At 72.2% G+C, this 25384-nt stretch carries 33 protein-coding genes; 17 read left to right on the forward strand and 16 right to left on the reverse strand.

Annotation, left to right across the window (positions count from 1 at the left end):
• Positions 1-75: 75 nt before the first annotated feature.
• The 10 genes from ACSP97_RS19200 to ACSP97_RS19245 form a co-directional block, all read right to left on the reverse strand.
• The gene (locus ACSP97_RS19200; protein ID WP_355149473.1) at positions 76-1080 is read right to left on the reverse strand and encodes an ABC transporter permease; all 1005 of its coding nucleotides are present in this window, start codon (positions 1078-1080) and stop codon (positions 76-78) included.
• The gene (locus ACSP97_RS19205) at positions 1077-1958 is read right to left on the reverse strand and encodes an ABC transporter ATP-binding protein (protein ID WP_355532354.1); all 882 of its coding nucleotides are present in this window, start codon (positions 1956-1958) and stop codon (positions 1077-1079) included. The genes ACSP97_RS19200 and ACSP97_RS19205 overlap by 4 nt, the downstream gene beginning before the upstream one ends.
• On the reverse strand, positions 1955-2341 hold the full coding sequence (locus ACSP97_RS19210; protein ID WP_355149478.1) for a GntR family transcriptional regulator: 387 nt from the start codon (positions 2339-2341) through the stop codon (positions 1955-1957). The genes ACSP97_RS19205 and ACSP97_RS19210 overlap by 4 nt, the downstream gene beginning before the upstream one ends.
• A 92-nt stretch (positions 2342-2433) precedes the next feature.
• Entirely contained in the window at positions 2434-3360 is a 927-nt protein-coding gene (gene mshD / locus ACSP97_RS19215; protein ID WP_355149481.1) for a mycothiol synthase, read from the reverse strand.
• Positions 3361-3463: 103 nt separating this feature from the next.
• On the reverse strand, positions 3464-4945 hold the full coding sequence (locus ACSP97_RS19220) for a HAMP domain-containing sensor histidine kinase (RefSeq protein ID WP_355149483.1): 1482 nt from the start codon (positions 4943-4945) through the stop codon (positions 3464-3466).
• Complete coding sequence (locus tag ACSP97_RS19225; protein ID WP_355149485.1) at positions 4942-5676, reverse strand: response regulator transcription factor; 735 nt, start codon at positions 5674-5676, stop codon at positions 4942-4944. Before ACSP97_RS19225 ends, ACSP97_RS19220 begins: the two co-directional genes overlap by 4 nt.
• A gap of 116 nt (positions 5677-5792) precedes the next feature.
• Positions 5793-6035: a hypothetical protein gene (locus ACSP97_RS19230; protein WP_355149487.1), complete on the reverse strand. Its 243-nt coding sequence runs from the start codon at positions 6033-6035 to the stop codon at positions 5793-5795.
• A 60-nt stretch (positions 6036-6095) separates the two neighbouring features.
• Positions 6096-7118 (reverse strand): S1C family serine protease, encoded by a 1023-nt coding sequence (locus ACSP97_RS19235; protein ID WP_355327939.1) that lies wholly within the window; start codon positions 7116-7118, stop codon positions 6096-6098.
• A gap of 134 nt (positions 7119-7252) precedes the next feature.
• Entirely contained in the window at positions 7253-8278 is a 1026-nt protein-coding gene (locus ACSP97_RS19240; protein WP_355149491.1) for a LacI family DNA-binding transcriptional regulator, read from the reverse strand.
• 126 nt (positions 8279-8404) lie between these two features.
• On the reverse strand, positions 8405-9184 hold the full coding sequence (locus tag ACSP97_RS19245; RefSeq protein ID WP_355149493.1) for a response regulator transcription factor: 780 nt from the start codon (positions 9182-9184) through the stop codon (positions 8405-8407).
• A gap of 181 nt (positions 9185-9365) precedes the next feature.
• Here ACSP97_RS19245 and ACSP97_RS19250 point away from each other — a divergent pair, with 181 nt between their 5' ends.
• From ACSP97_RS19250 to ACSP97_RS19260, 3 genes are all read left to right on the forward strand, one after another.
• A complete protein-coding gene (locus tag ACSP97_RS19250) occupies positions 9366-10187 on the forward strand; it encodes an alpha/beta hydrolase (RefSeq protein ID WP_440553505.1) in 822 nt (273 codons plus the stop codon).
• A gap of 80 nt (positions 10188-10267) precedes the next feature.
• Positions 10268-10522, forward strand: coding sequence for a MoaD/ThiS family protein (locus ACSP97_RS19255; protein WP_355149498.1), 255 nt, complete (start codon positions 10268-10270; stop codon positions 10520-10522).
• Positions 10523-10526: 4 nt separating this feature from the next.
• Positions 10527-11846 carry a hypothetical protein gene (locus ACSP97_RS19260; RefSeq protein WP_440553507.1) on the forward strand — a complete coding sequence of 440 codons (1320 nt, stop codon included), beginning with the start codon at positions 10527-10529 and terminating at the stop codon, positions 11844-11846.
• 5 nt (positions 11847-11851) lie between these two features.
• On the opposite strand, the gene ACSP97_RS19265 is transcribed toward ACSP97_RS19260, so the two are convergent.
• The 4 genes from ACSP97_RS19265 to ACSP97_RS19280 form a co-directional block, all read right to left on the reverse strand.
• Positions 11852-12196 (reverse strand): hypothetical protein, encoded by a 345-nt coding sequence (locus ACSP97_RS19265; protein WP_355532362.1) that lies wholly within the window; start codon positions 12194-12196, stop codon positions 11852-11854.
• On the reverse strand, positions 12193-12789 hold the full coding sequence (locus ACSP97_RS19270) for a DUF6232 family protein (RefSeq protein WP_440553510.1): 597 nt from the start codon (positions 12787-12789) through the stop codon (positions 12193-12195). The genes ACSP97_RS19265 and ACSP97_RS19270 overlap by 4 nt, the downstream gene beginning before the upstream one ends.
• Positions 12790-12924: 135 nt before the next feature.
• Positions 12925-13122 (reverse strand): DUF397 domain-containing protein, encoded by a 198-nt coding sequence (locus ACSP97_RS19275; protein ID WP_440553512.1) that lies wholly within the window; start codon positions 13120-13122, stop codon positions 12925-12927.
• Complete coding sequence (locus tag ACSP97_RS19280; protein WP_355327953.1) at positions 13095-13946, reverse strand: helix-turn-helix domain-containing protein; 852 nt, start codon at positions 13944-13946, stop codon at positions 13095-13097. Before ACSP97_RS19280 ends, ACSP97_RS19275 begins: the two co-directional genes overlap by 28 nt.
• Before the next feature lie 171 nt (positions 13947-14117).
• Between ACSP97_RS19280 and ACSP97_RS19285 the strand changes: the two genes are divergently transcribed.
• From ACSP97_RS19285 to ACSP97_RS19295, 3 genes are read left to right on the forward strand one after another with little or no spacing between them, the layout of a single operon-like run.
• Positions 14118-14393, forward strand: coding sequence for a hypothetical protein (locus ACSP97_RS19285; RefSeq protein WP_440553514.1), 276 nt, complete (start codon positions 14118-14120; stop codon positions 14391-14393).
• Entirely contained in the window at positions 14390-14644 is a 255-nt protein-coding gene (locus ACSP97_RS19290) for a hypothetical protein (protein ID WP_440553516.1), read from the forward strand. Before ACSP97_RS19285 ends, ACSP97_RS19290 begins: the two co-directional genes overlap by 4 nt.
• Positions 14645-14667: 23 nt before the next feature.
• Positions 14668-15030: a DsrE family protein gene (locus tag ACSP97_RS19295; RefSeq protein ID WP_440553518.1), complete on the forward strand. Its 363-nt coding sequence runs from the start codon at positions 14668-14670 to the stop codon at positions 15028-15030.
• A 5-nt stretch (positions 15031-15035) separates the two neighbouring features.
• Here ACSP97_RS19295 and ACSP97_RS19300 read toward each other — a convergent pair whose 3' ends face one another.
• On the reverse strand, positions 15036-15299 hold the full coding sequence (locus ACSP97_RS19300) for a DUF3099 domain-containing protein (RefSeq protein WP_180330130.1): 264 nt from the start codon (positions 15297-15299) through the stop codon (positions 15036-15038).
• A gap of 349 nt (positions 15300-15648) precedes the next feature.
• Here ACSP97_RS19300 and ACSP97_RS19305 point away from each other — a divergent pair, with 349 nt between their 5' ends.
• The 7 genes from ACSP97_RS19305 to ygfZ all read left to right on the forward strand — a co-directional run bounded on the left by ACSP97_RS19305 (position 15649) and on the right by ygfZ (position 20472).
• Positions 15649-16395 (forward strand): LmeA family phospholipid-binding protein, encoded by a 747-nt coding sequence (locus ACSP97_RS19305; RefSeq protein WP_355149516.1) that lies wholly within the window; start codon positions 15649-15651, stop codon positions 16393-16395.
• A 211-nt stretch (positions 16396-16606) separates the two neighbouring features.
• Entirely contained in the window at positions 16607-16687 is an 81-nt protein-coding gene (locus ACSP97_RS19310) for an Ms5788A family Cys-rich leader peptide (protein WP_350751515.1), read from the forward strand.
• A gap of 123 nt (positions 16688-16810) precedes the next feature.
• The gene (locus ACSP97_RS19315; protein ID WP_180330128.1) at positions 16811-17656 is read left to right on the forward strand and encodes a sulfurtransferase; all 846 of its coding nucleotides are present in this window, start codon (positions 16811-16813) and stop codon (positions 17654-17656) included.
• A 30-nt stretch (positions 17657-17686) separates the two neighbouring features.
• The gene (locus ACSP97_RS19320) at positions 17687-17974 is read left to right on the forward strand and encodes a DUF1416 domain-containing protein (RefSeq protein WP_070025150.1); all 288 of its coding nucleotides are present in this window, start codon (positions 17687-17689) and stop codon (positions 17972-17974) included.
• A 459-nt stretch (positions 17975-18433) separates the two neighbouring features.
• Positions 18434-19009, forward strand: coding sequence for an FABP family protein (locus ACSP97_RS19325; protein WP_070025151.1), 576 nt, complete (start codon positions 18434-18436; stop codon positions 19007-19009).
• 49 nt (positions 19010-19058) lie between these two features.
• Positions 19059-19496 (forward strand): Fur family transcriptional regulator, encoded by a 438-nt coding sequence (locus tag ACSP97_RS19330; protein ID WP_070025152.1) that lies wholly within the window; start codon positions 19059-19061, stop codon positions 19494-19496.
• Between the two features lie 10 nt (positions 19497-19506).
• Positions 19507-20472: a CAF17-like 4Fe-4S cluster assembly/insertion protein YgfZ gene (ygfZ, locus tag ACSP97_RS19335; protein ID WP_355149521.1), complete on the forward strand. Its 966-nt coding sequence runs from the start codon at positions 19507-19509 to the stop codon at positions 20470-20472.
• A 77-nt stretch (positions 20473-20549) separates the two neighbouring features.
• Here the strand turns inward: ygfZ and dtd are convergent, their stop codons facing one another.
• Positions 20550-20975 carry a D-aminoacyl-tRNA deacylase gene (gene dtd / locus ACSP97_RS19340; protein ID WP_355149809.1) on the reverse strand — a complete coding sequence of 142 codons (426 nt, stop codon included), beginning with the start codon at positions 20973-20975 and terminating at the stop codon, positions 20550-20552.
• Between the two features lie 158 nt (positions 20976-21133).
• Between dtd and ACSP97_RS19345 the strand changes: the two genes are divergently transcribed.
• The 4 genes from ACSP97_RS19345 (at position 21134) to ACSP97_RS19360 (ending at position 25344) form a co-directional block, all read left to right on the forward strand.
• Positions 21134-21739, forward strand: coding sequence for an RsiG family protein (locus tag ACSP97_RS19345; RefSeq protein ID WP_355149523.1), 606 nt, complete (start codon positions 21134-21136; stop codon positions 21737-21739).
• 49 nt (positions 21740-21788) lie between these two features.
• Positions 21789-23024 (forward strand): GNAT family N-acetyltransferase, encoded by a 1236-nt coding sequence (locus ACSP97_RS19350; RefSeq protein ID WP_364730847.1) that lies wholly within the window; start codon positions 21789-21791, stop codon positions 23022-23024.
• Positions 23025-23725: 701 nt separating this feature from the next.
• Positions 23726-24607 carry a winged helix-turn-helix domain-containing protein gene (locus ACSP97_RS19355; protein ID WP_440553523.1) on the forward strand — a complete coding sequence of 294 codons (882 nt, stop codon included), beginning with the start codon at positions 23726-23728 and terminating at the stop codon, positions 24605-24607.
• Entirely contained in the window at positions 24607-25344 is a 738-nt protein-coding gene (locus tag ACSP97_RS19360; RefSeq protein ID WP_355149529.1) for an HAD family hydrolase, read from the forward strand. Before ACSP97_RS19355 ends, ACSP97_RS19360 begins: the two co-directional genes overlap by 1 nt.
• Positions 25345-25384 lie beyond the last annotated feature (40 nt).

Here is a 25384-nt window from a genome sequence, read left to right on the forward strand (position 1 = left end):
AAGGGCCGGGCGGGCCTCGCCGGGGGCTCGGCGGGCGGCCCGGGTCACCGAGGGGTTTCGGCGGGCGGTCCGAAGTCAGGCCGCCGTCCTCGTCGGCTTCGGCGGGCGCAGTGCGCCGGTCTGGCGGCGCAGGGTCAGGAAGCAGGCGGTGACCAGGAGCGCGGTGACGGCCAGGAGCAGCGCGCTGGTGGACAGCTGGAGCGGCCAGAAGTGGGAGGCCGGGTGGAAGACGTCGTAGCGCCCGGTGAAGTCCTTGTACGCCGCGTCGCAGCCGGCCGTGCTGTCGCAGGACGGGGCCGGCACATGGGCGCCGCCGCGGGTCACCATGCCCTGGTCGACCTGCAGTCCGTCGCCGGGGACGAACCGGTCCACGGAGCCGGTGCGGGTGACCGCCGGCCACAGGTGGGGCAGTGCCAGCTCGGTCAGCGCCCGCAGCCCGCCGGTCACCAGGACGCCGACGACCAGCGCGGGCAGCGTCCGGCGCACCAGCAGGCCGGCCAGGGCGCCGGCCGCGAGTCCGGCGAGGGTGAGGGCCGCGAGGGTGGGGCCGTTCGCATGGAAGGTGTAGCGGTCGTACCACTCCTTGGCGGAGTCGATCCGGCCCTCGCCCGCGGCCCAGGCAAGGTGGTGCAGCCGGCTCAGCAGGCCGGTGGTGACCACCAGGCCGAGCGCCGGGACGGCGAGGCGCACGGTCAGCCAGCGGGCCGGGGAGTCGGCCTGCGTCCAGGCGAGCCGGGCGGTGCCCGACTCCAGCTCGCGGCCGGTCAGCGCGGCGCCCGCCCAGGCGGCCACCACGAAGGGCAGCAGGTTCAGCGCGATGGTGGCGTAGTTGTAGTAGTCCTTGTAGCGCATGATCGCGGCCTGGTCGTAGCTGCACCGCGGGTTCATGCCGCACGCCCGGTACTGCCGCCAGCCGTCGGCCGCCGCGTTCACCAGGGGGCCGGCGAGGGCGAGCAGCAGGGCGGCCAGGACGACCGCCAGGGCGCCCCAGGCGCAGAGCGCGGGCCGGTGCAGCCGCAGCAGCCAGCGGGTCTGCCGGGGCCGCTCGGCGGACGGCGTGGTCAGGGTCAGGGCGCTCATGCGGCACGCTCCTCGGTCAGGCTCGGTGCGCCGGGGCTGCGCAGATGGGCGAGGACGAGTTCCTCCAGGGAGGGCGCGGTGGTGCGCCAGCCGTCGGCGACCGGTCCGGCGGGCCGGATCAGCGCGGTGAGCTGGCGGCCGGTGACCCGGGACTCCACCACGGTGTGCGGGTCGAGGTCGGCGTCCGCGGCTGCGCCGCTGATCCGCAGATGGGCGGCGAGCAGCTCGTCGATCTCGCCGGCCAGCCGGACCCGGCCGCCGCCGACCAGCAGCAGGTGGTCGCAGGAGTCCTCCAGCTCCGCGATGACGTGCGAGGACAGCACGATCGTGGTGCCGTAGCGCGCGGCCTGTCCCATCAGGGTGCCCATCAGGTCGTGCCGGGCCAGCGGGTCGAGGTCGGCCATCGGCTCGTCCAGGAGCAGCAGTTCGGGCCGCTTGCCGAGGGCGAGGGCGAGCGCGACCCGGGTGCGCTGGCCGCCGGAGAGGGTGCGGACGCGGGCCGCGGGGTCGAGGCCGCCGCTCGTGACGACGTGCTCGGCGACGGCCGGGTCCCAGCGCTCGGGGTTGAGCGCGGCGCCCATGCGCAGCGTCTCGGCGACGGTGAGCTGGGGGTACAGGGGCTTGTCCTGGGCGACGTAGCCGACCCGGGGGCGGGCCTCGGCCGGGGTGGTGCCGAGGACGGTGAGGCCGCCCTCGGTGGGGGCCGTCAGCCCGGCGGCGAGGGCCAGGAGGGTGGACTTGCCGGCTCCGTTGGGCCCTACGAGGGCGCACACGCGCCCGGTGGGCAGCCGGAACGCGCAGTCCCGCAGGGCCCAGCCGCCGCGGCGGCCGAACCTCTTCCCCAGAGCGTCGGCCCGCAGGGCCGTGTCGCTGCTCATGACGGTTCTCCCTGGAAGTGCTTGTCGAGTACGGCGGTGAAGAGCGCGGCCACGTCGTCCCGTTCCAGGCCGCCCGCGCGGGCGCGCCGGGCCCACTCCTCCAGCTCCGCGCGCAGCGGGGAGTCGGCCGGGGCGGCGCCCAGCGACCGGCGGACGAAGGTGCCGAGCCCGCGCCGGGCCTCGACCAGGCCCTCCCGCTCCAGTTCGCGGTAGGCCTTGAGGACGGTGTTGGGGTTGATGGCGGTGGCCTCGACGACCTCCCGGGCCGTCGGCAGCTTGTCCCCGGGGCGCAGCAGTCCGAGGCGCAGGGCCTGCTTGGTCTGCTGGACGATCTGGAGGTAGGTGGCGACACCGCTGTGCCGGTCGATGCGGTAGTCGACCACGCGTAGAACCACCCTTTCACTAATTGAGTAGTGAAAGGGTGGTGCAAAAGAGGGGCGGCCGTCAACACGGCCGCCCCCTCCGTCCCCTTACCTCACGTTTCGGTGCGGTACATCAGGTCCGTCTCGTAGGTGGCGAAGCCCAGCCGCTCGTACACCGCCACCGCGGCCGAGTTGTCCGCGTCGACGTAGAGCATCGCGGTCGGCAGGCCCTGCGCGGCGAGGTGGCGCAGGCCGATGGCGGTGAGCGCCTTGCCGAGGCCGCCGCCCTGCTCGCCGGGGCGGACCCCGAGGACGTAGACCTCGCCGAGGCCCTCCTCGGCGTGCACCTTGGTCCAGTGGAAGCCGATCAGCTCCCCGCGCCGTTCGGCGAGGAAGAACCCGGCCGGGTCGAACCACGGCTGGGCCTTGCGGTCGTCCAGGTCCCGCTGGGTCAGCGAGCCCTGTTCGGGGTGGTGGGCGAACGCGCCCGCGTTGACCGCGAGCCAGGCGCTGTCGTCCTTGCCGGGCACGAAGGTGCGCACGCTCACACCCTCCGGCAGCCGCGGCTCGGACAGTTCGAGGTCGGTCAACGACCGCCGCATCTGGCGCAGTTCGCGGAACAGGGTGAGGCCGAGGACCTGGGCGAGGTGACGGGCGGCGGGGTGTCCGCCGTGCGCCCACACCCGCAGGCGCTTGCCGGAGGCGGCGAGCAGGGCCGAGCCGAGCGCGCGGCCGTGCCCGTGCCCCCGGCACGCGGGGTGGACGACGAGTTCGGCGGCCGGCGCCTCGACCGGGTCGGTGTCCTCCAGCTGGGCGTAACCGGCGAGTTCGCCGTCGACGGTCAGCAGCAGATGCGTGACGCCCTCGCGGGCACCCCCGCGCAGTTGCAGCCGGCCCTGCTCGGACACCGGCTGCTGCCCGTCGACCCGCGCGGCCTCGCCGAGCAGGGTGAGCACGGCCTCGGCCTGGTCCGGGGTGAGCGCGGAAAGGGTCTCGATGGAGCGGGCGGGGAAGGCCCGTACGGTGTCGTCGCTGCTCATGTGTACGAGGGTACGGGGCGGGCGGGAGCGGCGGGCGGAACTGGCGGCGGACGCAGGGACACGGCGTCCGCGCGGGTGTCCCCGGCCGCCGCGGCCGCCCCGCCTATCCGGCCACCTCGGCCGCGGCCGTCTCCGGCGGCGGCACCGGCGCCCCCGGCAGCCGGACCGTCACCACCGTGCCGCCGCCCTCCGCGCGGGCCAAGGCGACCTCGCCGCCGGACTGTTGCACCGTACGGGCGACGATGGACAGGCCGAGGCCGGAGCCGGGCAGCGAGCGGGCGCCGGGGGAGCGCCAGAACCGGTCGAAGACGTGCGGGAGTTCGTCCTCGGGGACACCGGGACCGTGGTCGCGGACGGTGAGCACGCCCCCGGTGAGGCGGACCTCGACGGTGCCGCCCTCGGGGCTGAACTTCACCGCGTTGTCGAGGACGTTCACCACGGCCCGCTCCAGCGCGGACGGCTCCCCGCGCACGAACCAGGGCTCCAGGTCCGCCGTGATGGTCAGCTCGGGGCCGCGCAGCCGGGCCCGGCGCAGGGCCGCCTCCACGGTGTCCTGGAAGGAGACCACCTGGACCCGCTCGCCGTGCTGGCCCTCCGACCGGGACAGCTCCTGCAAGTCGCCGATCAAGGAGGCGAGTTCGGTCATCTGCGCCTTCACCGAGGCCAGCAGCGCCTTGCGGTCCTCGGGGGGCAGCGGACGGCCCGTCTCCTCGCTGCGGGTGAGCAGTTCGATGTTGGTGCGCAGCGAGGTCAGCGGTGTGCGCAGCTCGTGCCCGGCGTCCGCGATCAGCTGCTGCTGGAGTTCCCGGGAGCCGGCCAGGGAGGCCGTCATGGAGTTGAACGACCGGGACAGCCGGGCCACCTCGTCCTCGGCCTCCTCCGCGACCGGGATGCGGATGGTCAGGTCCTCGGTGCGGGCCAGGTGCTCCACGGCCTCGGTGAGCTTGTCCACCGGGCGCAGTCCGGCGCGGGCCACCGCGAGGCCCGCGGCCCCCGCGCCCAGCACGCCCACCCCGGACACCAGCAGCAGGACGAGCGCCAGGTCGTTGAGGGTCTTCTCGGTGTTCTTGAGGGGGACGCCGATCATCATGGCCGCCCCCGGGTACAGCTGGGGGCCCACGTTGGTGTCGATCACCAGCGGCATGGTGAGCACCCGGACGTCGTTGCCGTCCGTGTCCGTCCCGTTGCGCAGGATGCCGTCGCCGTGGGTGACGGCGTCGCGCACCACCACCCGGTCGGCCTCGGTGGTCTTCACCGTGCCCGCGGAGTCGCTGGGGACGCAGGGCGTGCCGTCCGGCTTCACCAGCTGGGTGTAGACGGTCTCGCGGGACCGCAGGACGCCGTAGGGGGAGGTGTCGGCCGGCTTCTGCGGACACGCGGAGAGCAGGTTGTACACCGTCTCCGCGGCCGGCCGCGGCGCCGTTCGGCGCAGATCGTTGTCGACCTGCTCGTACAGCTTGCCCTGCACGATGAACCAGCAGGTCACGGAGACCGCCGCCACCGCGAACGCCACCGCCGCCGCGACCAGCACGGCCAGCCGGGCCCTGATCGGCAGCGAACGGTAGCGCCGCACGAGTCGGCTCACTCGGCGCCGCCCTGCCGCAGGACGTAGCCGACGCCCCGCACGGTGTGCACGAGCCGGGGTTCCCCGCCCGCCTCGGTCTTGCGCCGCAGGTACATCACATAGACGTCGAGCGAGTTGGACGACGGTTCGAAGTCGAAGCCCCACACCGCCTTGAGGATCTGCTCGCGGGTGAGCACCTGGCGCGGGTGCGCCATGAACATCTCCAGGAGCGTGAACTCGGTGCGGGTCAGTTCGACCTGTCGGCCGCCCCGGGTCACCTCGCGGGTCGCCAGGTTCATGCGCAGGTCGGCGAAGGTGAGGGCCTCGTCCGCCTGGGCCTCGGGCGAGACGGCCGCCGCGTAGGAGCTGCGCCGCAGCAGGGCGCGGATCCGGGCGAACAGCTCGTCCAGCTCGAAGGGCTTGACGAGGTAGTCGTCGGCGCCCGCGTCCAGGCCGGTCACCCGGTCGCCGACCGTGTCGCGGGCGGTGAGCATGAGGATCGGCAGGGTGTCCCCGCCGCCCCGGATGCGGCGGGCCGCCGTCAGACCGTCCATCCGGGGCATCTGGATGTCGAGGACGACCAGGTCCGGCTTGTACGCCGCGGCCTTCTCCAGCGCGTCCGCGCCGTCGACGGCGACCTCGGTGTCGTACCCCTCGAAGGCGAGACTGCGCTGGAGCGCCTCGCGTACGGCCGGCTCGTCGTCGACGATCAGGATGCGCTGGGTGTCACGGTCGCCTTCGGCGGGGCTCATGCTCGCGATTCCTTGTGGAGGTGGGGGGCTCGGTTCGGGCTGCCCGGGTCCGGGTGCGTCGGTTCGGTGTCTACAGCCTCCCATGGTGCCGGGCCCGGGGGCCCGGACGCCAAGGGTCAGGTGCCGAGGGCCGCCAGGCTGCGCATCGCGGTCAGCCGGTGCAGCGGCACCTTGCGGCGGTGGGGGCGGTCGGCGGCGCTGCGGCGCAGGCCCATCAGCTGGGGCACCGGCGTCGGGATGATCTCCGGGGCGCGGGGGGCGGGGGCGGCCGGCGCGTGCAGTTGACGCGCGACGGCGAGGGAGAGGGAGAGGTCGGCCGGGCCGCGGCCCGCTTCCTGGTGGAAAACCTGCGTGATCATGATGTTCCTCCAGACACTGCGAGTGACGCTGTGGCGGGCCCGGGGGCCCGACCGGGTGCGCTAGTTCTGCCCGCCCGACCGCAGCTTGGCCAGGTCGGCCTTGACCGTGTTGACGGGGATCGCGAAGCCGAGGCCGATGCTGCCCGCGTCCGAGGACGAGGACTGCTGCTGGCTCGACGAGTACATCGCGGAGTTGATGCCGATGATGTTCCCGGCCGCGTCGATCAACGCGCCGCCCGAGTTGCCGGGGTTGAGGGAGGCGTCCGTCTGGATCGCCTTGTAGGTGGTGGTGGACGAGCCGGTGTCGCCGTTGAACTGGCGGCCGCCGAACTGGAACGGCCACTGTCCGTCGCCGCCCGCGCCCTGCCCCTGGCTCTCGTCGGTGGGCACGGTGACGTCCCGGTCGAGCGCGGAGACGATGCCGCTGGTGACGGTGCCGGTCAGGCCCTCGGGGGAGCCGATCGCCACGACCGAGTCGCCGACCTGCACGCTGCTGGAGTTGCCGAGGGTCGCCGCCTTCAGCCCGGAGGCGCCCTCCAGCTTGATCAGCGCGAGGTCCTTGGAGCGGTCGGTGCCGACGACGTCGGCGGTGTAGGAGCGGCCGTCGCTGGTGCGGACCCTGACCGACTGGGCGCCCGCGATCACGTGATTGTTGGTGACGATCTCGCCGTTGCCGGAGATGATCACGCCGGAGCCGGTGGAGGAGCCGTTGTCGAGGGTGGCGTTGATCTCCACCACGCTCGGGCTGACCGCGGCCGCGATCGCGGCGACGTTGCCCCGCTTGCCGGCCGGCACCGCGTTGGTGCTGGTCCCGGTGGCGGTCACGGAGTCCTTGCCGGTCAGCTCCTGGAAGCCGTACGCGGTGGCGCCGCCGACCGCCGCCGCGACGATGGCGACCGCCGCGAGGAGGGCGACGGGTCCGCGCGGGCGCTTCCGCGCCGGCGGCTCGGGGGCCGGCAGGGGGGCCGTCGCCGCCGGCTCGTACGGCGGCGGGGGCGGCCACTCGGGGTTCACGGGAGCGGAGTAGCCGTACTGCTGACTGTCGTACTCGTACTCGCCGCTGCGGCGGAGGCTCTCGGTCATGAAAGAAGCGTCCCCGGCGACCATGAGAGCTTCCTGAGTGCTCGCTGAGAAGCCCGGCAGAACCTCGTTTGCCCGATATAAGGAAGCATCTCGGGGCTCGGGACCGGCTCTCACCAGCCTCTCAGACGAGCCCGTCAGGCCCCGCAGCCGCAGGAGGCGCGCACCACCAGGCGGGAGGGGAACGTCTTCAGCCGCTCGCGCCGGGACCCGGCCACCCGCAGCCCGTCGTCCAGCACCAGGTCGACCGCCGCGCGGGCCATCGCCGAGCGGTCCGAGGCGACCGTGGTCAGCGGCGGGTCCGCGAACGCGGCCTCCTTGATGTCGTCGAAGCCGGCCACCGCCAGCTCCCGGGGCACGTCGATGCGCAGCTCCCGCGCGGCCCGCAGCACGCCGATCGCCTGGTCGTCGGTGGAGCAGAAGATCGCCGGGGGCCGCCGGGGCCCGGCCAGGATGTCCAGCGCCACCCGGTAGGCGTCGTAGCGGTTGTACGGGGCCTCGAACAGCCGGCCCTCGGTGCTCAGGCCCGCCTCCGCCATGGCCCGCTTCCAGCCCTCGACGTGGTCGGAGACCGGGTCGCCGACGGCCGGGGTGTCCGCGGTGCCGCCCATGCAGGCGACGTACGGGTGGCCGTGCTCCAGCAGGTGGCGCACGGCGAGCTGGGCGCCGCCGAGGTCGTCCGTCACCACGGCCACGTCGTCGATCGCCTCGGGGCGTTCGTGCAGCAGCACCACCCGGGCGTCCCAGGCGTCGATCTCGGCGGCGGCGAGGTCGTTCAGCGCGTGGCTGACCAGGATCAGTCCGGAGACCCGCATGCCGAGGAAGGCGCGCAGATAGTGGACCTCGCGCTCGCTGACGTAGTCGGTGTTGCCGACCAGGACCATCTTGCCGCGCTCGGAGGCGGCCTGTTCCACGGCGTGCGCCATCTCCCCGAAGAAGGGCTGGCGGGCGTCCGGGATGATCAGCCCTATGAGGTCGGTGCGCCGCGACGCCATCGCCTGGGCGACCCGGTCGGGGCGGTAGCCCAGCTCCTTGATCGCGGCGAGGACACGCTCGCGCGTTGCCGGGGCGACCGGCCGGGGTCCGTTGTTGATGACATAGCTGACAACGGCGGTGGAGGTCCCCGCCAGCCGCGCCACATCATCCCGAGTCACCTTGGCCACGCGCGGAGTCTACGCGGATTGACCCAGCTCGGGCAGGGTGTTCCATGCCCGGGCGGGACGTCGGCCATGCGCGGCCGACGCTTTCGTGTGCGGACGTGGCGGGAATTCGCCGGAAGGTGTGACGGATCAGGCCTCCGCGTGCACCTGGTCCTCCGCCGGCGCGGTCGATGCACCGCTGTTGTCCGCCTTCGTCCGCTTCGCCTCGGCCTTGCCCTTCTCCTCGCTCCGCTCCCCCTTCTCCGGCGTAACGAATCGGTAACCGACGTTCCGCACGGTGCCGATCAGCGACTCGTGCTCCGGGCCGAGCTTCGCCCGCAGCCGCCGTACGTGCACGTCGACCGTCCGGGTGCCGCCGAAGTAGTCGTAGCCCCACACCTCCTGGAGCAGCTGGGCCCGGGTGAAGACCCGGCCCGGGTGCTGGGCGAGGTACTTCAGCAGCTCGAACTCCTTGAAGGTGAGATCCAGGACGCGGCCCTTGAGCTTGGCGGAGTAGGTCGCCTCGTCCACGGACAGGTCGCCGTTGCGGATCTCCATCGGGGAGTCGTCGTGGGTGAGCTGCTGGCGTCCCAGGGCGAGCCGCAGCCGCGCCTCCACCTCGGCCGGCCCCGCGGTGTCGAGCAGCACGTCGTCGATGCCCCAGTCGGCGGTGACGGCGGCGAGCCCGCCCTCGGTGACCACGAGGACCAGGGGACAGCCGGGGCCGGTGGAGCGCAGCAGCTGGCACAGGCTGCGCACCTGCGGCAGGTCGCGGCGGCCGTCGATGAGGATGACGTCGGCGCCCGGGGTGTCGACCAGGGCCGGTCCCTCGGCCGGGGCCACCCGGACGCTGTGCAACAGCAGGCCGAGGGCGGGCAGGACTTCTGCCGACGGCTGGAGGGCGTTGGTCAGGAGCAGCAGAGAACTCATATATCTGGTTCCTCCTCGGTCCCTGCGAGAACTGTGCGGACGGGCACTGCTCTTGCGTTCCCGAAGGCCCCGTACACCTGCGGTCACCCGAGGATCACCGCTTTGTATACAACGCTTCCGAAAGCACAAAAGGACCCGGTGGCTACGCTGCCCGAGTCCTCTGCCCAGCAGAATAGCCCACATGAGCAACCGCCCGGCAGGTCATGTGGCACGTTCCACCGTACGTCCGGATGACGAGACAGGCAGACGGGGACCTGTCAGGACATTTCTGCGTACGGCCGATGCGACACCCGTGGAGGCCGTATACGAGCCGGGCCCGGCCGCGCCCGGCACCGGCCCGGTCCTGGTGGTCGCGCACGGCTTCACGGGTGACGTCGACCGGCCGCACGTGCGCCGGGTGGCCGCCGGGCTCGCCCGGCACGGTGCCGTCGTCACCTTCTCCTTCCGGGGCCACGGGCGCTCGGGCGGGCGCTCCACGGTCGGCGACAAGGAGGTGCTGGACCTCGCCGCGGCCGTCGAGTGGGCGCGCGGCTTCGGGCACGAGCGGGTGGCGACGGTCGGCTTCTCCATGGGCGGCTCGGTGGTGCTGCGGCACGCGGCCCTGTACCCGGGCACGGTCGACGCGGTGGCCGCGGTCAGCGCGCCCGCCCGCTGGTACTACCGGGGCACCGCCCCGATGCGCCGGCTGCACTGGCTGGTCACCCGCCCGACGGGCCGCCTGGTCGGCCGCTACGGCCTGCGCACCCGCATCCACCACCGCGACTGGGACCCGGTGCCGCTCTCCCCGGTGGAGGCGGTCCCGCGGATCGCTCCGACCCCGCTGCTCATCGTCCACGGCGACCGCGACGGCTACTTCCCCCTCGACCACCCGCGCATGCTCGCCGAGGCCTCCGGCGGGCACGCCGAACTCTGGCTGGAGCCGGGCATGGGCCACGCGGAGCACGCGGCGGACGACGCCCTGGTGGACCGCATCGGGGGCTGGGCCGCCCGCCGGTCCGGCTAGCCTGACCCTGTACCTACTGACATTCCCCAGCCGTTCGACGGCCGTGAAGGCCCGTCGACCGCCGTCGATTGAGGAACCAGATGCCCAAGGTCACGGTGCGCTACTGGGCCGCCGCCAAGGCCGCGGCCGGAGTCGCCGAGGAGCCGTACGACGCGGCGACGCTCGCCGACGCGCTGACCGCCGTGCGCGAGCGGCACCCCGGTGAACTCACCCGCGTGCTCCAGCGCTGCTCCTTCCTGGTCGACGGGGACCCCGTCGGCACGCGCGCGCATGAGACGGTACGGCTGGCCGAGGGCGGCACGGTCGAGGTGCTCCCGCCGTTCGCAGGAGGGTGAGCCGATGAGCGACCAGCCGTACCAGGGCGGCCCGTACCAGGGCTACGACCCGAACCAGCAGCACTCCCAGTGGCCGGGGCACCCCTCCGCCCAGGGCGGTTACGACCCCGACGACACCCAGCACTGGCAGGGCCAGACCTGGGAGACCCAGACGCACGCGCCGGTCCAGCCGGTGCGGGCGGCGGAGGAGACGGCGTACCTGCCGCCGGTGGGGGAGTCGCAGGGCGGTCGGCAGCACCCGCAGCAGCCGTACCAGCAGCAGTATCCGCAGCCGCAGTACCAGCAGCAGCCGTACCCGCACCAGGGTTTCCAGCAGCAGGACGTGCAGCACGGCTCGTTCGCGGGCTCGTACGGCGGCGGGCTGCCGCAGGGGCAGCCGCAGCCGATGGCTCATTCCCAGCCGCAGCCGGTGACGCACTCGGGCGCACAGCCGATGGCCCAGCCGCAGCCGCAGCCGCAGCCGCAGCCGGTGCCGGTGGCGGAGGCCGCTTCCGTGGCCGCCCCCGCGGCCGGCACCTCCGAGGGCGAGCCCGCCTACGGTCCCGCCACGCTCGCCGGCAACGCCCGGATCACCGACGCGCAGCGGGCGCGGCTGGAGGGCCGTTCGCCGATCATCGAGCCCGGCATGCAGCCGGCGCTGCTCACGGCGCTGCTGGGGCTGCTGCTCGCGGGAGCCGCCGGACTCGGTACGTTCGCGCTCGTGGTCCCGCTGGTGGTGCTCCAGGCGGTGACGGCGGCGGGCTGGTTCCGGCTGAACGGCATGTGGCCGGCCCGGCAGGGCATCGCGCTGGCGTTCCTGGGCGGTCTGGTGGCGGACGCGGCGGTGCTGGCCGCGGGCCGCGGCTCCGCCCCGGCGGCGATCCTCGGCACGCTCGGCGTGTGGGTCCTCCTCTCCCTGGTCCTCCAGCTCCGCTCGCACGCCTCGCCGGACGAGCGGATGTACGGCCTGATGGCGACGGTGGCCTCGGCGTCGCTGGCGATCCTGGCCACCGGCTACCTGGGCGCCGACCCGCACGCGGCCACCGTGGGCGCGGCGGCGGTGGCGGTCGCCGCGCTGGCCCGCGCGCTGCCGCTGCCGACCCCGGCCTCGGTCGTCGTCGCCCTGCTCGCCGCGGCGGGCGCGGGCATCGCGGTGGGCGGCATGACGGGCTTCGGCACCAAGGGCGCCCTGCTCGGTGCGCTGGCCGCCGCCTGCGCCCTGATCGGCCACCGCGTCGCGAGCTACGACTACCCCTCCCGCTTCGTCCACTTCACTGCGGGCGTCGCCCTGCCGCTGTCGGCGGCGGCACCGGTGGTGTGGGCGCTGGGCAGGGTGCTGGGTTAGGCCCGCTAGCGCACCAGCTCGATCAGCCGGCCGACCGCTTCGGCGAGCGGCCGGCCCACCGTTCCGACGGCGGCCGCGATCTGCGCGAGCGAGGCCAGCATGAGGCCCCGCTCGCGCAGGACGCCCCGGTCGGGGACCAGCTCGGGCAGGGCCTCGTCGACGGTCCGGGCCTGGTCCTCGGTGAGGTGCTGGTGCAGGTCCCGCAGCCGGTGGGTGAGTTCCTCGACGGCGGCGTGGAGTTCGGGATCGGAGGCGGCGCCGTAGGCGGTGCCGAAGTTGAAGCCGATGTTGCCCTGGCCGCCGTTCATGTTGGCCACGGGCCCGTAGTTGTTGGTCGTTCCGTCGCTCACAGCTTGAACCCCGTGTTCCCCCGGCCGCCGGTCATGTTGACGACCGGCCCGTAGTTGTTGCTGCTGTACTGGTGCACGATCGCCGTGAACTCGGCTTCCGGGTTGTTGATCGCGTGCACGATCTGCCCGGCGATGCGCCGCAGCTCCTCCAGGCTCGGCAGGGTCACGACCAGCTGGGCCCCGCCGGCCGTCTCGACGGCGAGGACCGGCTTCCCCGAGACGAAGAGGTCCCGGCCGAGGAAGCAGACGAAAGCGATCACGAGGACGAGCAGGGGGCTGCCGAGCCGCATGTCACCCCCGCCGATGGCCTGCACCCCGGCCATGATCACGACGATGCCCAACAGCCACATCAGGAGACGGCCGGCGGCCGACCACCGGTCGGGCTTGTCGATGTAGGGGTTGACCAAGGTGATGTTCCGCAGCGGAACGGCCGCCGGCCCGATCCACAGCATGCGCCCGCGAACGCCGAGGACGACGTTCTCGTCTTCTTCCTCGGGTGTCGGCGGAGGATCGGGCGGCACGGGCGGCGGATCGGGCGGTACGGGCGGCGGATCGGGCGGCGGCGGTGTGCCGTTGTCGTCCGGAATGCTCATGTGTCCCCCTGGGCCGAATGCCGTTGTGCATGAGCGTCCAATGCTCCGGCTCTCCAGTGTGAACTCGCGTTCAGACCAAGGGAACCCAAAGAAACCCTCTACTCGGCGAAGAGGCTGGATCCGCCTCCTGCACGATCAGCCGACCTTGACCCCCTGAACGAACGCCGTCCAGGCCGGGGCGGTGAAGAGGAGGGGGGTGCGGGTGGTGTCCTTGCTGTCGCGGACGGGGACGAGGGAGGGGAGGCTGTCGGAGACCTCGACGCAGGCGCCGCCGTCCGAGTTGCTGTAGCTGCTCTTGCGCCAGGTCAGAGTGCTGAGGTCGATGGCTCGCATGGCGCTTCCTCCAACATCCGCAAGATGAATGTCTGCGAGGCGGCAGGGTTTAGAGCCGCGTCACGAATCGCATCATATCTGCGTTGCAAGTCCTCAACCCCGTTGGCGTCCTCGATGAGTTCACCGCTGACGGCTGTCTCGACGTAGGCAACGGTGCGAGCATCCGGAAGCCGCAGAAATGTCACAGCGGTGTCCATCAATCCGTGTAGTCCGGCCCCGAACGGCAGTACATAGAGAGTGACGCTCGGGCGCTCCGACATGGCCGCCAGATGCTCCAGTTGGCGCCGCCACTGGTGGCGATTCTGTAGTGAGTTCCGAAGTGCAGCCTCGGAGAGAATGGCTCGAAACGGTGGGGCGCCTTCCTCGTTCAACACGTTCTGGCGCCCCATACGCGCGTCGACCTGCTGTTCCAGTTCGTCTCCCACGATGCCGCCCGCAGCGAGCAACTCCCATGCGTACTCGCGGGTCTGAAGCAGCCCGTGCAGAACGCTGCCACCGAAGTGCCACATGCTGAGCGCTTCGGCCTCCAGGGCCATGTACTGCCGATACCGCTCCCTGAACTGCGTCGGGTCGGCTTTCGCCAACTCCCACAAGGTCAGCAGTTTGTCGGTCGTGTCGTAGAACGTGTCCAGGGCCATCACGACCTCCGGGCCCCCGAGCGTCTGTCCCTTCTCCATCTTGCCGAAGAGGGACGCGTCCCAGCCCGCGAGATCGGCCAACGCCCGTAGGGACAGGCCGCGTTGGTCGCGCAGTAAGCGCAGCTCCTCGGCGAAACGAGCCCTCGGCTCCTGGCTGCGACCCGTGATCGCTCGTCGTTGCGGCACCGCGCCCTCCCCGACTGTCGAATTTGCGGCAGGTGACCCATACGTGCGGGCAGGTGATGCCAATCCGTACGTTTCCGCCTCCGTGCTGGGCCATCCTCATATCAGCCCCAGGAGTACGCAGAGTAGTGCAACAAGTGCATTACGTGTAGAAGTTGGATCAAAGGAGCAAACATGACGGGAACGGATCCGGCCACCCACGAGGCCGGGCACACCCTCTACGACCGCGCGCGCCTCGGCGCCGAGGTGCGGCTCGCCAACGAGCGCGCCCAGGCCCTGCCCGCGGACCCGGACGACCTCAGCCGTCCGCCCCGGCCGGTGCCCGGCTGCCCGGTGTGCCTCGCCCTCGGGGAGCGGCGCGCGGTGGCGCGGGCCGAGTGCGACCGCAGCGGGGAGGCCGATGCGAACGTGCTGCTGCGTCGGCACCAGCGGCAGGAGCACCGCGGATGACCCGGCGACCCGCCCCGCGGGGAGACCGCGCCCCGCTCAGCCCCGGATACGCGATCCCGCCGCCGCTGTTCCCGGCGACGCCGGTGCCGTGTCCGCCGGAGCCGGTGGCGCCCGCCCCCGCCCCCGTCGCCGTGCCACGGCACCGCAGATCCCGCAGGTCCCGCACGTACGACGGCACGTTCGTGAGCGGTGCGCTGACCGTGCTCAGCCTGGCGAGCCTGCTGGTGGCGATCGCCGTCGTGGCGGTCTGAGCGGGCCGGGCTACGCTTCCCGCATGGCGAAGAAGCTCGTGATCAAGGTGACGGCGGGGGTCGATGCCCCGGAGCGCTGCTCGCAGGCGTTCACGGTCGCGGCGGTGGCCGTGGCCAGTGGGGTGGACGTCTCACTGTGGCTGACCGGGGAGTCGTCGTGGTTCGCGCTGCCCGGCCGGGCCGCCGAGTTCGAGCTGCCGCACGCGGCCCCGCTGCCCGACCTGCTCGACTCCCTCCTCGCGGCCGGCCGCGTCACGCTGTGCACCCAGTGCGCCGCCCGGCGGGAGATCACCGAGAAGGACGTCATCGAGGGCGTCCGTATCGCGGGTGCGCAGGTCTTCGTCCAGGAGGCGCTGGCGGACGACACCCAGGCGCTCGTCTACTGAGCCCGTTACCGGCGCGGGCGCTTCTTGCCGTCCAGTTCGTCCCACCACTCGTCGGACTCGGGGTCGCCGGAGGGGTCGTCCCACCAGCGGTCCTCCGGTCCCCGCCGGTTGGCGATCATCGCCGCGACCGGCGGGATCACCATGGCCACGACGCACATGCCGACCGCCGCCGGGACGGACCAGATGCGCACGACCCCCCACGCCAGGACGAAGAGGCCCACGCAGATCCCCATCATGGCGAAGTACACGTGACGTCGCCGTGCGTACATGTCTCCAGGGTAGGACCGGGCGGCGGGTTCAGCGCCATGGCGGAGGGTGCTGGTCGGCGGGAGCGGCCGGTGCGAAGACCGTGCGTGACGGGTCGCGGTGAGACGGCGGACGGAGTCCGGCGCGGCGGCCCGAAGCCTGCGAGGCAGTGCGAGGGACGCGTCAGGGAGCGGTCACGTGACGTCGCCGTGCGTACATGTCTCCAGGGTGGGACCGGGCGGCGGGTTCGGCCCCATCGTGTCCGGTGGCCGCTGCGGCGCCTGTCACAACTGATCGACAATTCTCCGTGCCCCCGCCCGCGCGGCGTTACCGTGGCGTAGCCGTGCCACGCCGACCCGGGGGAACCACCACATGCGCGCCCTGCGAATACTGCTGATCCTCGTCGTCGTCCTGGGCGGGCTGTTCGTGATCGTGGACCGGGTGGCGGTGCACTTCGCCCAGGGGCAGGCGGCGGACAAGCTCAAGGCGAACGAGAACCTGGCGTCGACGCCGGACGTGAACATCAAGGGCTTCCCGTTCCTCACCCAGGTCGCCGGCGGCTCCCTGGACGACGTCGAGGTCGGCATCAAGAGCTACGACGCGGCCACCGGCGACGCCGGCAAGACGATCCGCATCGACGACCTGAAGGCCGACATGAAGGGCGTCTCCTTCTCCGGCGACTACAGCTCGGCCACCGCCTCCAGCGCCACCGGCACCGCCACCATCTCCTACGACGAGCTGCTGAAGACGGCCAAGCCGGAGCCGACCGAGGTCCTGCCCGGGGTCAACGCCCAGGTCGTCAGCCTCGCGGACGGCGGCAACGGGAAGATCAAGGTGACGGCCAAGGTGAGCGGCACCGTCGCGGGCGCCATCCCCGTCAACCGCACCGTCTCCGTCCTCAGCACCGTCAGCGTCGTCCACGACAAGGTCGAGGTGCACGCCGACTCGCTGCCCGCCGTCGCCGGCCTCTCGCTCGCCGAGGACCGGGTCCGTACCATCACCGACTTCCAGCAGGCCATCGACCGGCTGCCCGGCGGCATCAAGCTGGACAAGGTGGAGGCCGCCCAGGACGGCGTGCGGATCACCGTGCGGGGTTCGGACGTCAAGCTGGCGGGGTAGGGGCCTGGGGGCCGGACGGCCCGCCCGGACACCGTTCGTCCGAGGGGCGAGACGGTGATGTCCGTTCCGTAGATGCGGGGACGCGACGCGAGCGCCCGGAGGCCGTCGGCCGGCCACCCGGGCGCTTTTTCGTCCCGCCATTCGGACGATCGCGTCTCGCCATACGACACGCCGGTGACACGCGTGCCCTGACGTCCCTACGATCGGCACCATGAAGCGACAGGCGGATCTCACGAAGCGGCGGGCAGTCGACCTGTGCCGCGTTGCCGCCATGCTCTGTCGCCCCTTCTGAGCGGAAAGTCCGAGACTTCCGCGCCTTCACCCCGCCCTGCTGGGCACCCGTGCGCCGCCCGCACTTCGGGCGCGCCCCTTCGTACCCGCACGCCCGCCGTAACTGCCCCGGAGGAGAAAGAGCATGAGTCGCAGCGACGTCCTGGTCGACGCCGACTGGCTGCAGGAGCACCTGGACGACCCGACCATCGCGATCGTCGAGGTGGACGAGGACACGTCCGCCTACGAGAAGAACCACATCAAGAACGCCATCCGCATCGACTGGACCAAGGACCTCCAGGACCCGGTGCGCCGTGACTTCATCGACCAGGAGGGCTTCGAGAAGCTCCTGTCGGAGAAGGGCATCGGCAACGACCACACGGTGATCCTCTACGGCGGCAACAACAACTGGTTCGCCTCGTACGCCTACTGGTACTTCAAGCTGTACGGCCACGAGAACGTCAAGCTCCTCGACGGCGGCCGCAAGAAGTGGGAGCTGGACGCCCGCGAGCTGGTCGCCGGCGACGAGGTGCCCGAGCGCGCCAGGACCGAGTACAAGGCCAAGCCGCAGGACGCCTCGATCCGCGCCTTCCGCGACGACGTCGTGGCGGCCATCGGCACCCAGAACCTGGTCGACGTCCGCTCGCCCGACGAGTTCTCCGGCAAGCTGCTCGCCCCGGCCCACCTGCCGCAGGAGCAGTCCCAGCGCCCCGGCCACGTGCCGACCGCCCGGAACATCCCGTGGTCCAAGAACGCCAACGACGACGGCACGTTCAAGTCGGACGAGGAGCTCAAGGAGCTCTACGCCGCCGAGAACGTGGACCTCGCCAAGGACACGATCGCCTACTGCCGCATCGGTGAGCGCTCGGCCCTGACCTGGTTCGTGCTGCACGAGCTGCTCGGCGTGGAGAACGTCAAGAACTACGACGGCTCCTGGACCGAGTACGGCTCCCTCGTCGGTGTGCCGATCGAGCTCGGCGCCAACAAGTAAGCGACCCCAAGCGACCTCTGGAGAAACAGCATGTGCGGAGCGAAGGCCGGCGGCCCCGACGCCTCGGCGATCAAGCCCGGTGAGACCACCATCCAGGGCCAGGTGACCCGTGACGGCGAGCCGGTGACGGGCTACGTCCGTCTGCTCGACTCGACCGGTGAGTTCACCGCGGAGGTTCCGACCTCGGCGACCGGTCAGTTCCGCTTCTACGCGGCCGAGGGCACGTGGACCGTCCGCGCGCTGGTGCCCGGTGGCACCGCCGACCGCACGGTCGTCGCGCAGCAGGGCGGGCTCGCGGAGGTCGCCATCGCCGTCTGACCGGCAGCACGCGGAAGGGCCGTACCCCTGGGTTGGACGCCGGATGGGGTGCGGCCCTTCGGCATGTGCGCGTGCCCGCCTCGCCACCGCCCAGGACGGCCGCCGCCGTCGACGAGTACCCCCTCCAGGACGACCGGGACCTGCTCGCCGGGGTATTCCGGGACCGGGGCCTGCGGTACGTTGCCGCCCGCGGCTGGACCACTGCGGACGGCACCCGCACCCGGATCCACCTGCTCCGGTCCGGTTGGGGCCGACCTCGGAAAGAGAGCCGGCGCCCGGCCGCGTAAGCTGGGCTCCGGCTCTGTCGTATGCCCACCCTCGCTCAAGGAGCACCCGTGGAGATCTTCTTCGAAACCCTGCTGGTCCTGGTCTGCGTCGGCGTGCTCGCCTTCGCCTACCTGACCGTGAAGAAGCTGTACCAGGGCCAGCGCTGACCCTCCCACCAGGAAAGCTCCGCTCATGATCGAGATCCCGTCCGACCTGCACAAGGACCTCGTCCCGCTCGCCTTCCTCCTCGGCAACTGGGCCGGCGCGGGCGTGCACGACTTCCCCGGCTCGCAGAAGTGCAACTTCGGGCAGGAGGTCACCTTCAGCCACGACGGCCGGGACTTCCTGGAGTACCACTCCCACACCTGGGTCCTGGACAACGACGGCAACAAGGTCCGCCCGCTGGAGTCGGAGTCCGGCTTCTGGCGGATCGACGCCGACCGCAAGGTCGAGGTCACGATGACCCGTGACGACGGCACCATCGAGATCTGGTACGGCGAGATGGCCGACAAGAAGCCCCAGATCGACCTGGTGACGGACGCCGTCGCCCGGACCGCCGCCGCCCGGCCGTACACCGGCGGCAAGCGGCTCTACGGCTACGTCAAGAGCGACCTCATGTGGGTCGGCGAGAAGCAGACCCCCGAGGTCGAGCTGCGCCCCTACATGTCCGCCCACCTGAAGAAGGTCGTCACCCCCGAAGAGGTCGAACGCTGGGCCAAGGCCCTCCCGGACGACATGCCGGACGACGGCATCGCCTTCTTCAAGTAGGCCCCGCGAGCCCGGCCTGATCCAAACGAGAGGCCCTAGACTCGTCGGTGTGGTGAGCACCGACTGGAAGAGCGACCTCAGGCAGCGCGGTTACCGGCTGACGCCGCAACGGCAGCTTGTCCTCGAAGCCGTGGACACCCTTGAGCACGCGACCCCCGACGACATCCTCGTGGAAGTGAGGAAGACCGCGTCGGGGGTCAACATTTCCACCGTGTACCGCACGCTGGAGCTGCTGGAGGAGCTGGGCCTGGTCAGCCACGCCCATCTGGGCCACGGTGCGCCGACGTACCACCTCGCCGACCGGCACCACCACCTGCACCTGGTGTGCCGGGACTGCGAGAACGTCATCGAGGCCGATGTGAGCGTGGCCGCCGAGTTCACGGACAAACTGCGCCGGCAGTTCGGGTTCGACACCGACATGAAGCACTTCGCGATCTTCGGTCGCTGCAAGGACTGTTCGCCGAAGGGCCCGTCCGCCACGTCGTAGGCTTGCTCATATGAAGAGCCCCCTGCTGTCCCTGCCCGGCGCCGTCCCCGCCGAGGGCGTGGACGAAGGTGTCGCCGCCCACTACGGCGACCTGTTCCGCGAGCAGCGTGCCCTCGCCGACGGCACCGGATTCGTCGACCTCTCGCACCGCGGTGTCATCACCGTCACCGGCGAGGACCGGCTGTCCTGGCTGCACCTCCTGCTCACCCAGCACGTCAGCGAGCTGCCCGCGGGCCAGGCCACCGAGGCGCTGATCCTGTCCGCGCACGGACACATCGAGCACGCGCTCTACCTGGTGGACGACGGCACGACGGTCTGGGCGCACGTCGAGCCGGGCACCCGCGAGGCGCTGGTCGCCTACCTGGAGTCGATGAAGTTCTTCTACCGGGTGGACGTCGCCGACCGCACCGCCGACTTCGCGGTGGTCCACCTGCCCGCCGGCTCCATCGCGCAGGCCCCCGAGGGCGTCGCCGTACGCGAGACGCCGTACGGCCGCGACCTCTTCCTGCCGCGCGAGGACCTGGAGTCCTTCGCGGCCGCGCACGGGCCCGCGGCGGGGCTGCTCGCGCACGAGGCGCTGCGGGTGGAGCAGCACCGGCCCCGGCTCGGCTTCGAGACCGACCACCGCACGATCCCGCACGAGCTGGGCTGGATCGGAACGGCGGTGCACCTCCAGAAGGGCTGCTACCGGGGGCAGGAGACCGTCGCCCGGGTCCAGAACCTGGGCAAGCCGCCGCGCCGCCTGGTCTTCCTGCACCTCGACGGCAGCGAGGTCCACCTCCCCGCGCCGGGCACCGAACTCCGCCTCGCGGACGAGGGCCCCGACGGCCGCAAGATCGGCTTCGTGACGACGTCGGTCCGCCACCACGAGCTGGGTCCGGTGGCGCTCGCGCTGGTGAAGCGGAACGTGCCGGTGGACGCGCGGCTGCTGGCCGGGGAGACGGCGGCGGCGCAGGAGACCGTGGTCGAGCCGTAGCGCCGCGAGGGCGCGGGCCGGCGCCCGGCCGCGGCGCCGGTGAGCGACCGGCGCGCGGCCTCTCCGGGCCGGCCGCGCTACATCTCCAGCAGCACCGTGAACGGCCCGTCGTTGGTGAGCGAGACTCGCATCTGCGCCCCGAACCGGCCGGTCGCCACCGTCGCGCCGAGCGCCCGCAGCTGCGCCACCACTTCCTCCACCAGCGGCTCCGCCACATCGCCCGGCGCGGCGGCGTTCCACGTCGGCCGGCGGCCCTTGCGGGCGTCGCCGTACAGGGTGAACTGGCTGATCACCAGCAGGGGGGCGTCGGCATCGCTGCACGAGCGCTCCCCGGTCAGCATCCGGATCGACCAGAGCTTGCGGGCCAGCTGCGCCGCCTTCTCCTTGGTGTCGTCGTGGGTCACGCCGACGAGCACGCACAGGCCCTCGCCCTCGATCGCGCCCACCGTCTCGCCGTCCACGACGACGCTCGCGCCGTCCACTCTCTGCACCACCGCACGCATGCGGACCATGATGCCGGGTCGGCGCGGGACGGTCACAGGCGGACCTTATGGAACCCTTACCGCCCATCCGGGGCTGTTCGGGGGCACTCGGTCACATACTGTGCGCCGGGGGTGGCACGATGCTGTCACACGCCGGTCGAGGGGACGGTCACCACCACATGAGCACATCCAGCACCAGCGAGCTGCCGGCCCCGCAGGGGACCTTCCGGCCGCCCGTGCAGCGGGCCGACGAGCCCAGCGGCGTCACCGCCTCGCCCGCCCGGCCGCCCGAGCCCGAGCTGTCCCGGCTGAGCCTGACCGAACTGCGCGCGCTGCGCCGCGACGCCCAGCGCGACGAGGCCGACCTCAGTTATGTGCGGCGGCTGCTGCAGGGCCGGATCGACATCCTGCGCGCCGAGCTGGCGCGGCGCGGCCGGACGGCGGTGCCCGCGCCGAAGGACGCCTCCGTGGTCGAGCGGCTCCCGGAGATCCTGCGGGACGCCCCGGCCCGGCACCGTTCCTCGGCCCGCCATGTGACCGTCGGCCCCCCGCACAACGAGGAGGTGCGCCGGCTGGCCGCCGAGATGCTCGGCGAGGTGGAGCTGAGCGACCTCACCGCCCGGACCGACCTCGAACTGACCGTCGCCATGGGCCGGTTGGTGCGCAACGAGCAGGAGGTCTCGCGGCGCCGCCAGCGCTTGCAGCACACCGCCGACGGCTGCGGCGGGGAGATCGCCCGCCGCTACCGGATGGGCGAGGCACAGGTCGACGACCTGCTGGAGTGAGGCGGAAATCGGGGGGACACCCCGCGGGGCGGATGCCTACGGTGGGCCCATGAACGACGTCCGCACCGTCACCGAGGCCGATTTCGACGACTGGCAGCGCGCCCTGGCCGTGGGCTTCACCCAGCCTCCGGTCCTCGCCCGCGAACAACTCGACGCCCGCCGGAGGAAGTTCGTGCCGGGGCGGTACCTGGGGGTCGTCGACGGCGGCCGCTGGGTGGCCACCCTGCGCTCCTTCGAGCAGGAGCTGACCGTGGTGGGCGGCGGGGTGGTGCCCGCCGACGCCATCAGCAGCGTCACCGTCAGCCCCACCCACCGCCGCCGCGGCATGCTGAGCCGGATGATCGCCCAGGACCTCGCGGCGGCGCGGGAGCGCGGCGACGTGGTGGCCACGCTGATCGCCGCCGAGTACCCGATCTACGGCCGCTTCGGCTTCGGCCCGGCCACCTGGGCGAGCCGCTGGACCGTCGAGGCCCGGCGGGCCGGCCTCGACCCGCGCTGGTCGGGCCCGGACGACGGTGGCCGGATCGAACTGCTGGACGCCGAGGAGGTACGCAAGCTGGGCCCGGAGCTGCACGACCGGTTCCGCCTCGGCCGGCCCGGCGCGATCAGCCGCGGCGAGCTGTGGTGGCAGGAGCACACCGGGGCGCTGCGCACCCACGCCGAGTTCAAGGAGCCGACGTACGCCCTCTACCGCGCGGCCGGCGGCGAAGCCCAGGGCCTGGTGTCGTACACCAGCGACCAGACCTGGTCGGGCAAGCAGCCCGACCAGACCGCGAGCGTCTTCAAGCTGTTCGGGACCACCCCGGCGGCCGAGCGCGGCCTGTGGCACTACCTGTGCTCGATCGACTGGATCTCCAGGGTCGACAGCGGCTACCGCGCCCCCGACGACCTGCTGCCGCTGTGCCTGCCCGACCCGCGCGCCGCCCGGATCACCGAGCAGTCGGACTGGCTGTGGGTGCGCGTCCTGGACGTCGTACGGGCCCTGGAGGCGCGCACCTACGAGAGGGAGGGCGCGCTGGTGCTGGAGATCGCGGACGAGGCCGGGTTCGCCGCCGGCCGCTACCGGCTGGACGCCTCGCCCTCCGGTGCCTCCTGTACGCCGACCACCGCGAGCGCGGATCTCGCCCTGGATGTGCGGGAGCTGGCGTCGGTGTGGCTGGGCGGGGAGTCGCTGCTGCGGCTCGCGGCGCTGGGCCGGGTGCGCGAAGAACGAGAGGGCGCCGTCCGTCAGGCCGACGCCCTGTTCCGCTCGCCCGGGCTCCCGTGGTGCCCGGACATCTTCTGACCGCTCCCCTCGTCAGCGGTGCCGAACCGGGTATCCGTAGCGAGCTGTTCAGTTGTGGCTGTACTGGGTGGTGTTCAGTTGTGGCTGTGCGCGTCGTGTTCAGTTGTCGGCGTCTTCAGTTGTGGCTGTGCGCTTCGCCGGCCGTCCCCGGTCCGGGCTCCCGGCTCCCCTCCGGATCGGGGCCCGGTACGGCCAACCACGGGAAAGCTTGACCATGTCAGCCGAGTTGGCTGCCAACTTACTCCACTTATCTCCGTCGGAGGGCGGCTTGTAACCAGCTGTCGGTGAACTGCCGGAAGTTGGCGGGAAGGGCAGCCCCGCCCGGGTGGCGCGGCGCTCGCGGCCCCGTCTCCCGCCGCGTTGCCGCAGCCCACGGTGGCGGGGCCCGGCCCGCGGGTCGCCGCCGCGTTCGCCGCCCCCCGCGTGCGGATCGACGCGCTCTGCACGACCTCGGTGTCGCTCACGCCGGGCGTCGGCGAGCAGCCTCGGCTCATCCGATCGGGCGAACCGAAACCGGCCAAGATCGGGGTGTGGGTGCCGCACGAGCGCCGGCTTGCGGTGCGCACCTCCAGGGCCGCGCGGTGCCACCGTGGCCAACTCGGCACCCTTGGCAGCCAACCTCGGCGTGGTTCGGCCCACTTGGTGTCACTTGACAAACAACTGCACGACAACTGCCGCTGAATGGAAGTGAGTTGTAGCGTTTGGTTGTGACTCAGGAGCAGGTGGCAGTGAACGGCAGCGGCAGGCACAACCCTCGGGAGATCGCGGGTGTCCTGCGCGAACGCATTCGTGCCGGGGTCCTGCGGCCGGGTGAGCGGCTGCCCACCCAGGCGGAACTGGCCGAGGAGTTCGGCGTGGAGCGCGGTGCGGTGCGCCAGGCGCTGCGGGAGCTTCAGCAGGACGGTCTGCTCAGCGATGTGACCAAGGGCAGTCCGCCGCGCGTCGCCGTGCCGCAGTCCGGGCCCGACGAGCCGCAGCCGACCATGGTGGCCCTCGCGCCCCGGCTCACCGAGGCGTTCGCGGCGCCGCGCGTGCGCATCGACGCCCTCTGCCTGACCGCGCAGAGCCTGATCCCCGCCCTCGGCGAGCCGCTGCGCCTGATCCACGAGGGCAAGCTGCGCCCGGAGCGGATCGATGCCCGGATCCTGCTGCCGTCCAGGGAGATCAACCTCGCCTTCCCGGTGTCGGTCGAGGCCGGCGGCGCGGAGGACGACGCGGTGCACCAGCGCTGGCTGGCGATGCGCAACGCCCAGGGGCAGGTGCTCCGGTACAACCTCCAGGCCCTGCGCGGCACCCACGACATCGAGGTGAACGTGACCTTCCGGGCACTGCCGTTCACCCCTCCGGTGAAGCTCTATCTGCTCAACGGGGACGAGGCGCTGTTCGCCCACTACATGATCACGCGCCGCGCCGAGGCCACCGACCGGGGGACGCTGGAGATGTACGACGCGGTGGGCTCCGAGTCCCTGCTCTTCTCCTTCGAGCAGCGGGCCGGACAGCGGGACGCCGCTTTCGTGGAGGAATCGCAGAAGTGGTTCGACGCCCTCTGGGAAACCATCTCCACGGACCTGACACTCTCCTAGTGACTTCTCATACGACTTCTGATGCGAACGAGATCGAGAAGCTTCGTGTACTGATCACTTCCGCCCGGGTCGTGCTGTGGGACTTCGACGGCCCCATCTGCCGGCTGTTCGCCACCCACAAGGCCGAGCGGATCGCCGCCGACCTGGTCGGCTGGCTGGAGCGGCAGGGCCTGCACGGCCTGCTCACCGAGTCCGAGCGGACGACCCCGGACCCCCAGGTGGTGCTGCGCGCGGTGGGCCGCAGCCGCCCCGGCAGCGACCTCGTCACCGGCCTGGAGGAACGCCTCACCCAGGAGGAACTGCGCGCCGCCTCCTCCGCCCTGCCCACCGCCTACGCCGACCCCGTGATCCGCACCTGGACCGCCGTCGGCGCCCGGCTCGCCGTCACCACCAACAACTCGCCCCGCGTGGTGCGCACCTACTTGGAGTCCAGGGGCCTGACCGCCTGCTTCGCACCGCACCTGTACGGCCGTACCGAGCAACTGCACCACCTCAAGCCGGACCCGCACTGCCTGCTGCGCGCGCTCAGCGCGACCGGCGCCGCCCCCGCCGACGCCCTGATGATCGGCGACGCCCCCTCGGACTTCGCCGCGGCCCGCGACGCCGGGGTCCCCTTCCTGGGCTACGCCCGCAACGAGGACAAGGAGAAGCCGCTGCGCGCGGCCGGCGCCACACACGTCGTCCGTTCGCTGGAACCGCTGTTGCGCCTACTCAGGGGCGGTGTGCAGACCGGTTGACCGGCCGGCGCGGCCGGTCACCGCCCGCCGCGCGCGCACC

The organism is Streptomyces sp. SCPE 10 (genome assembly GCF_051980735.1).
Classification (GTDB): Bacteria; Actinomycetota; Actinomycetes; order Streptomycetales; family Streptomycetaceae; genus Streptomyces; species Streptomyces misionensis.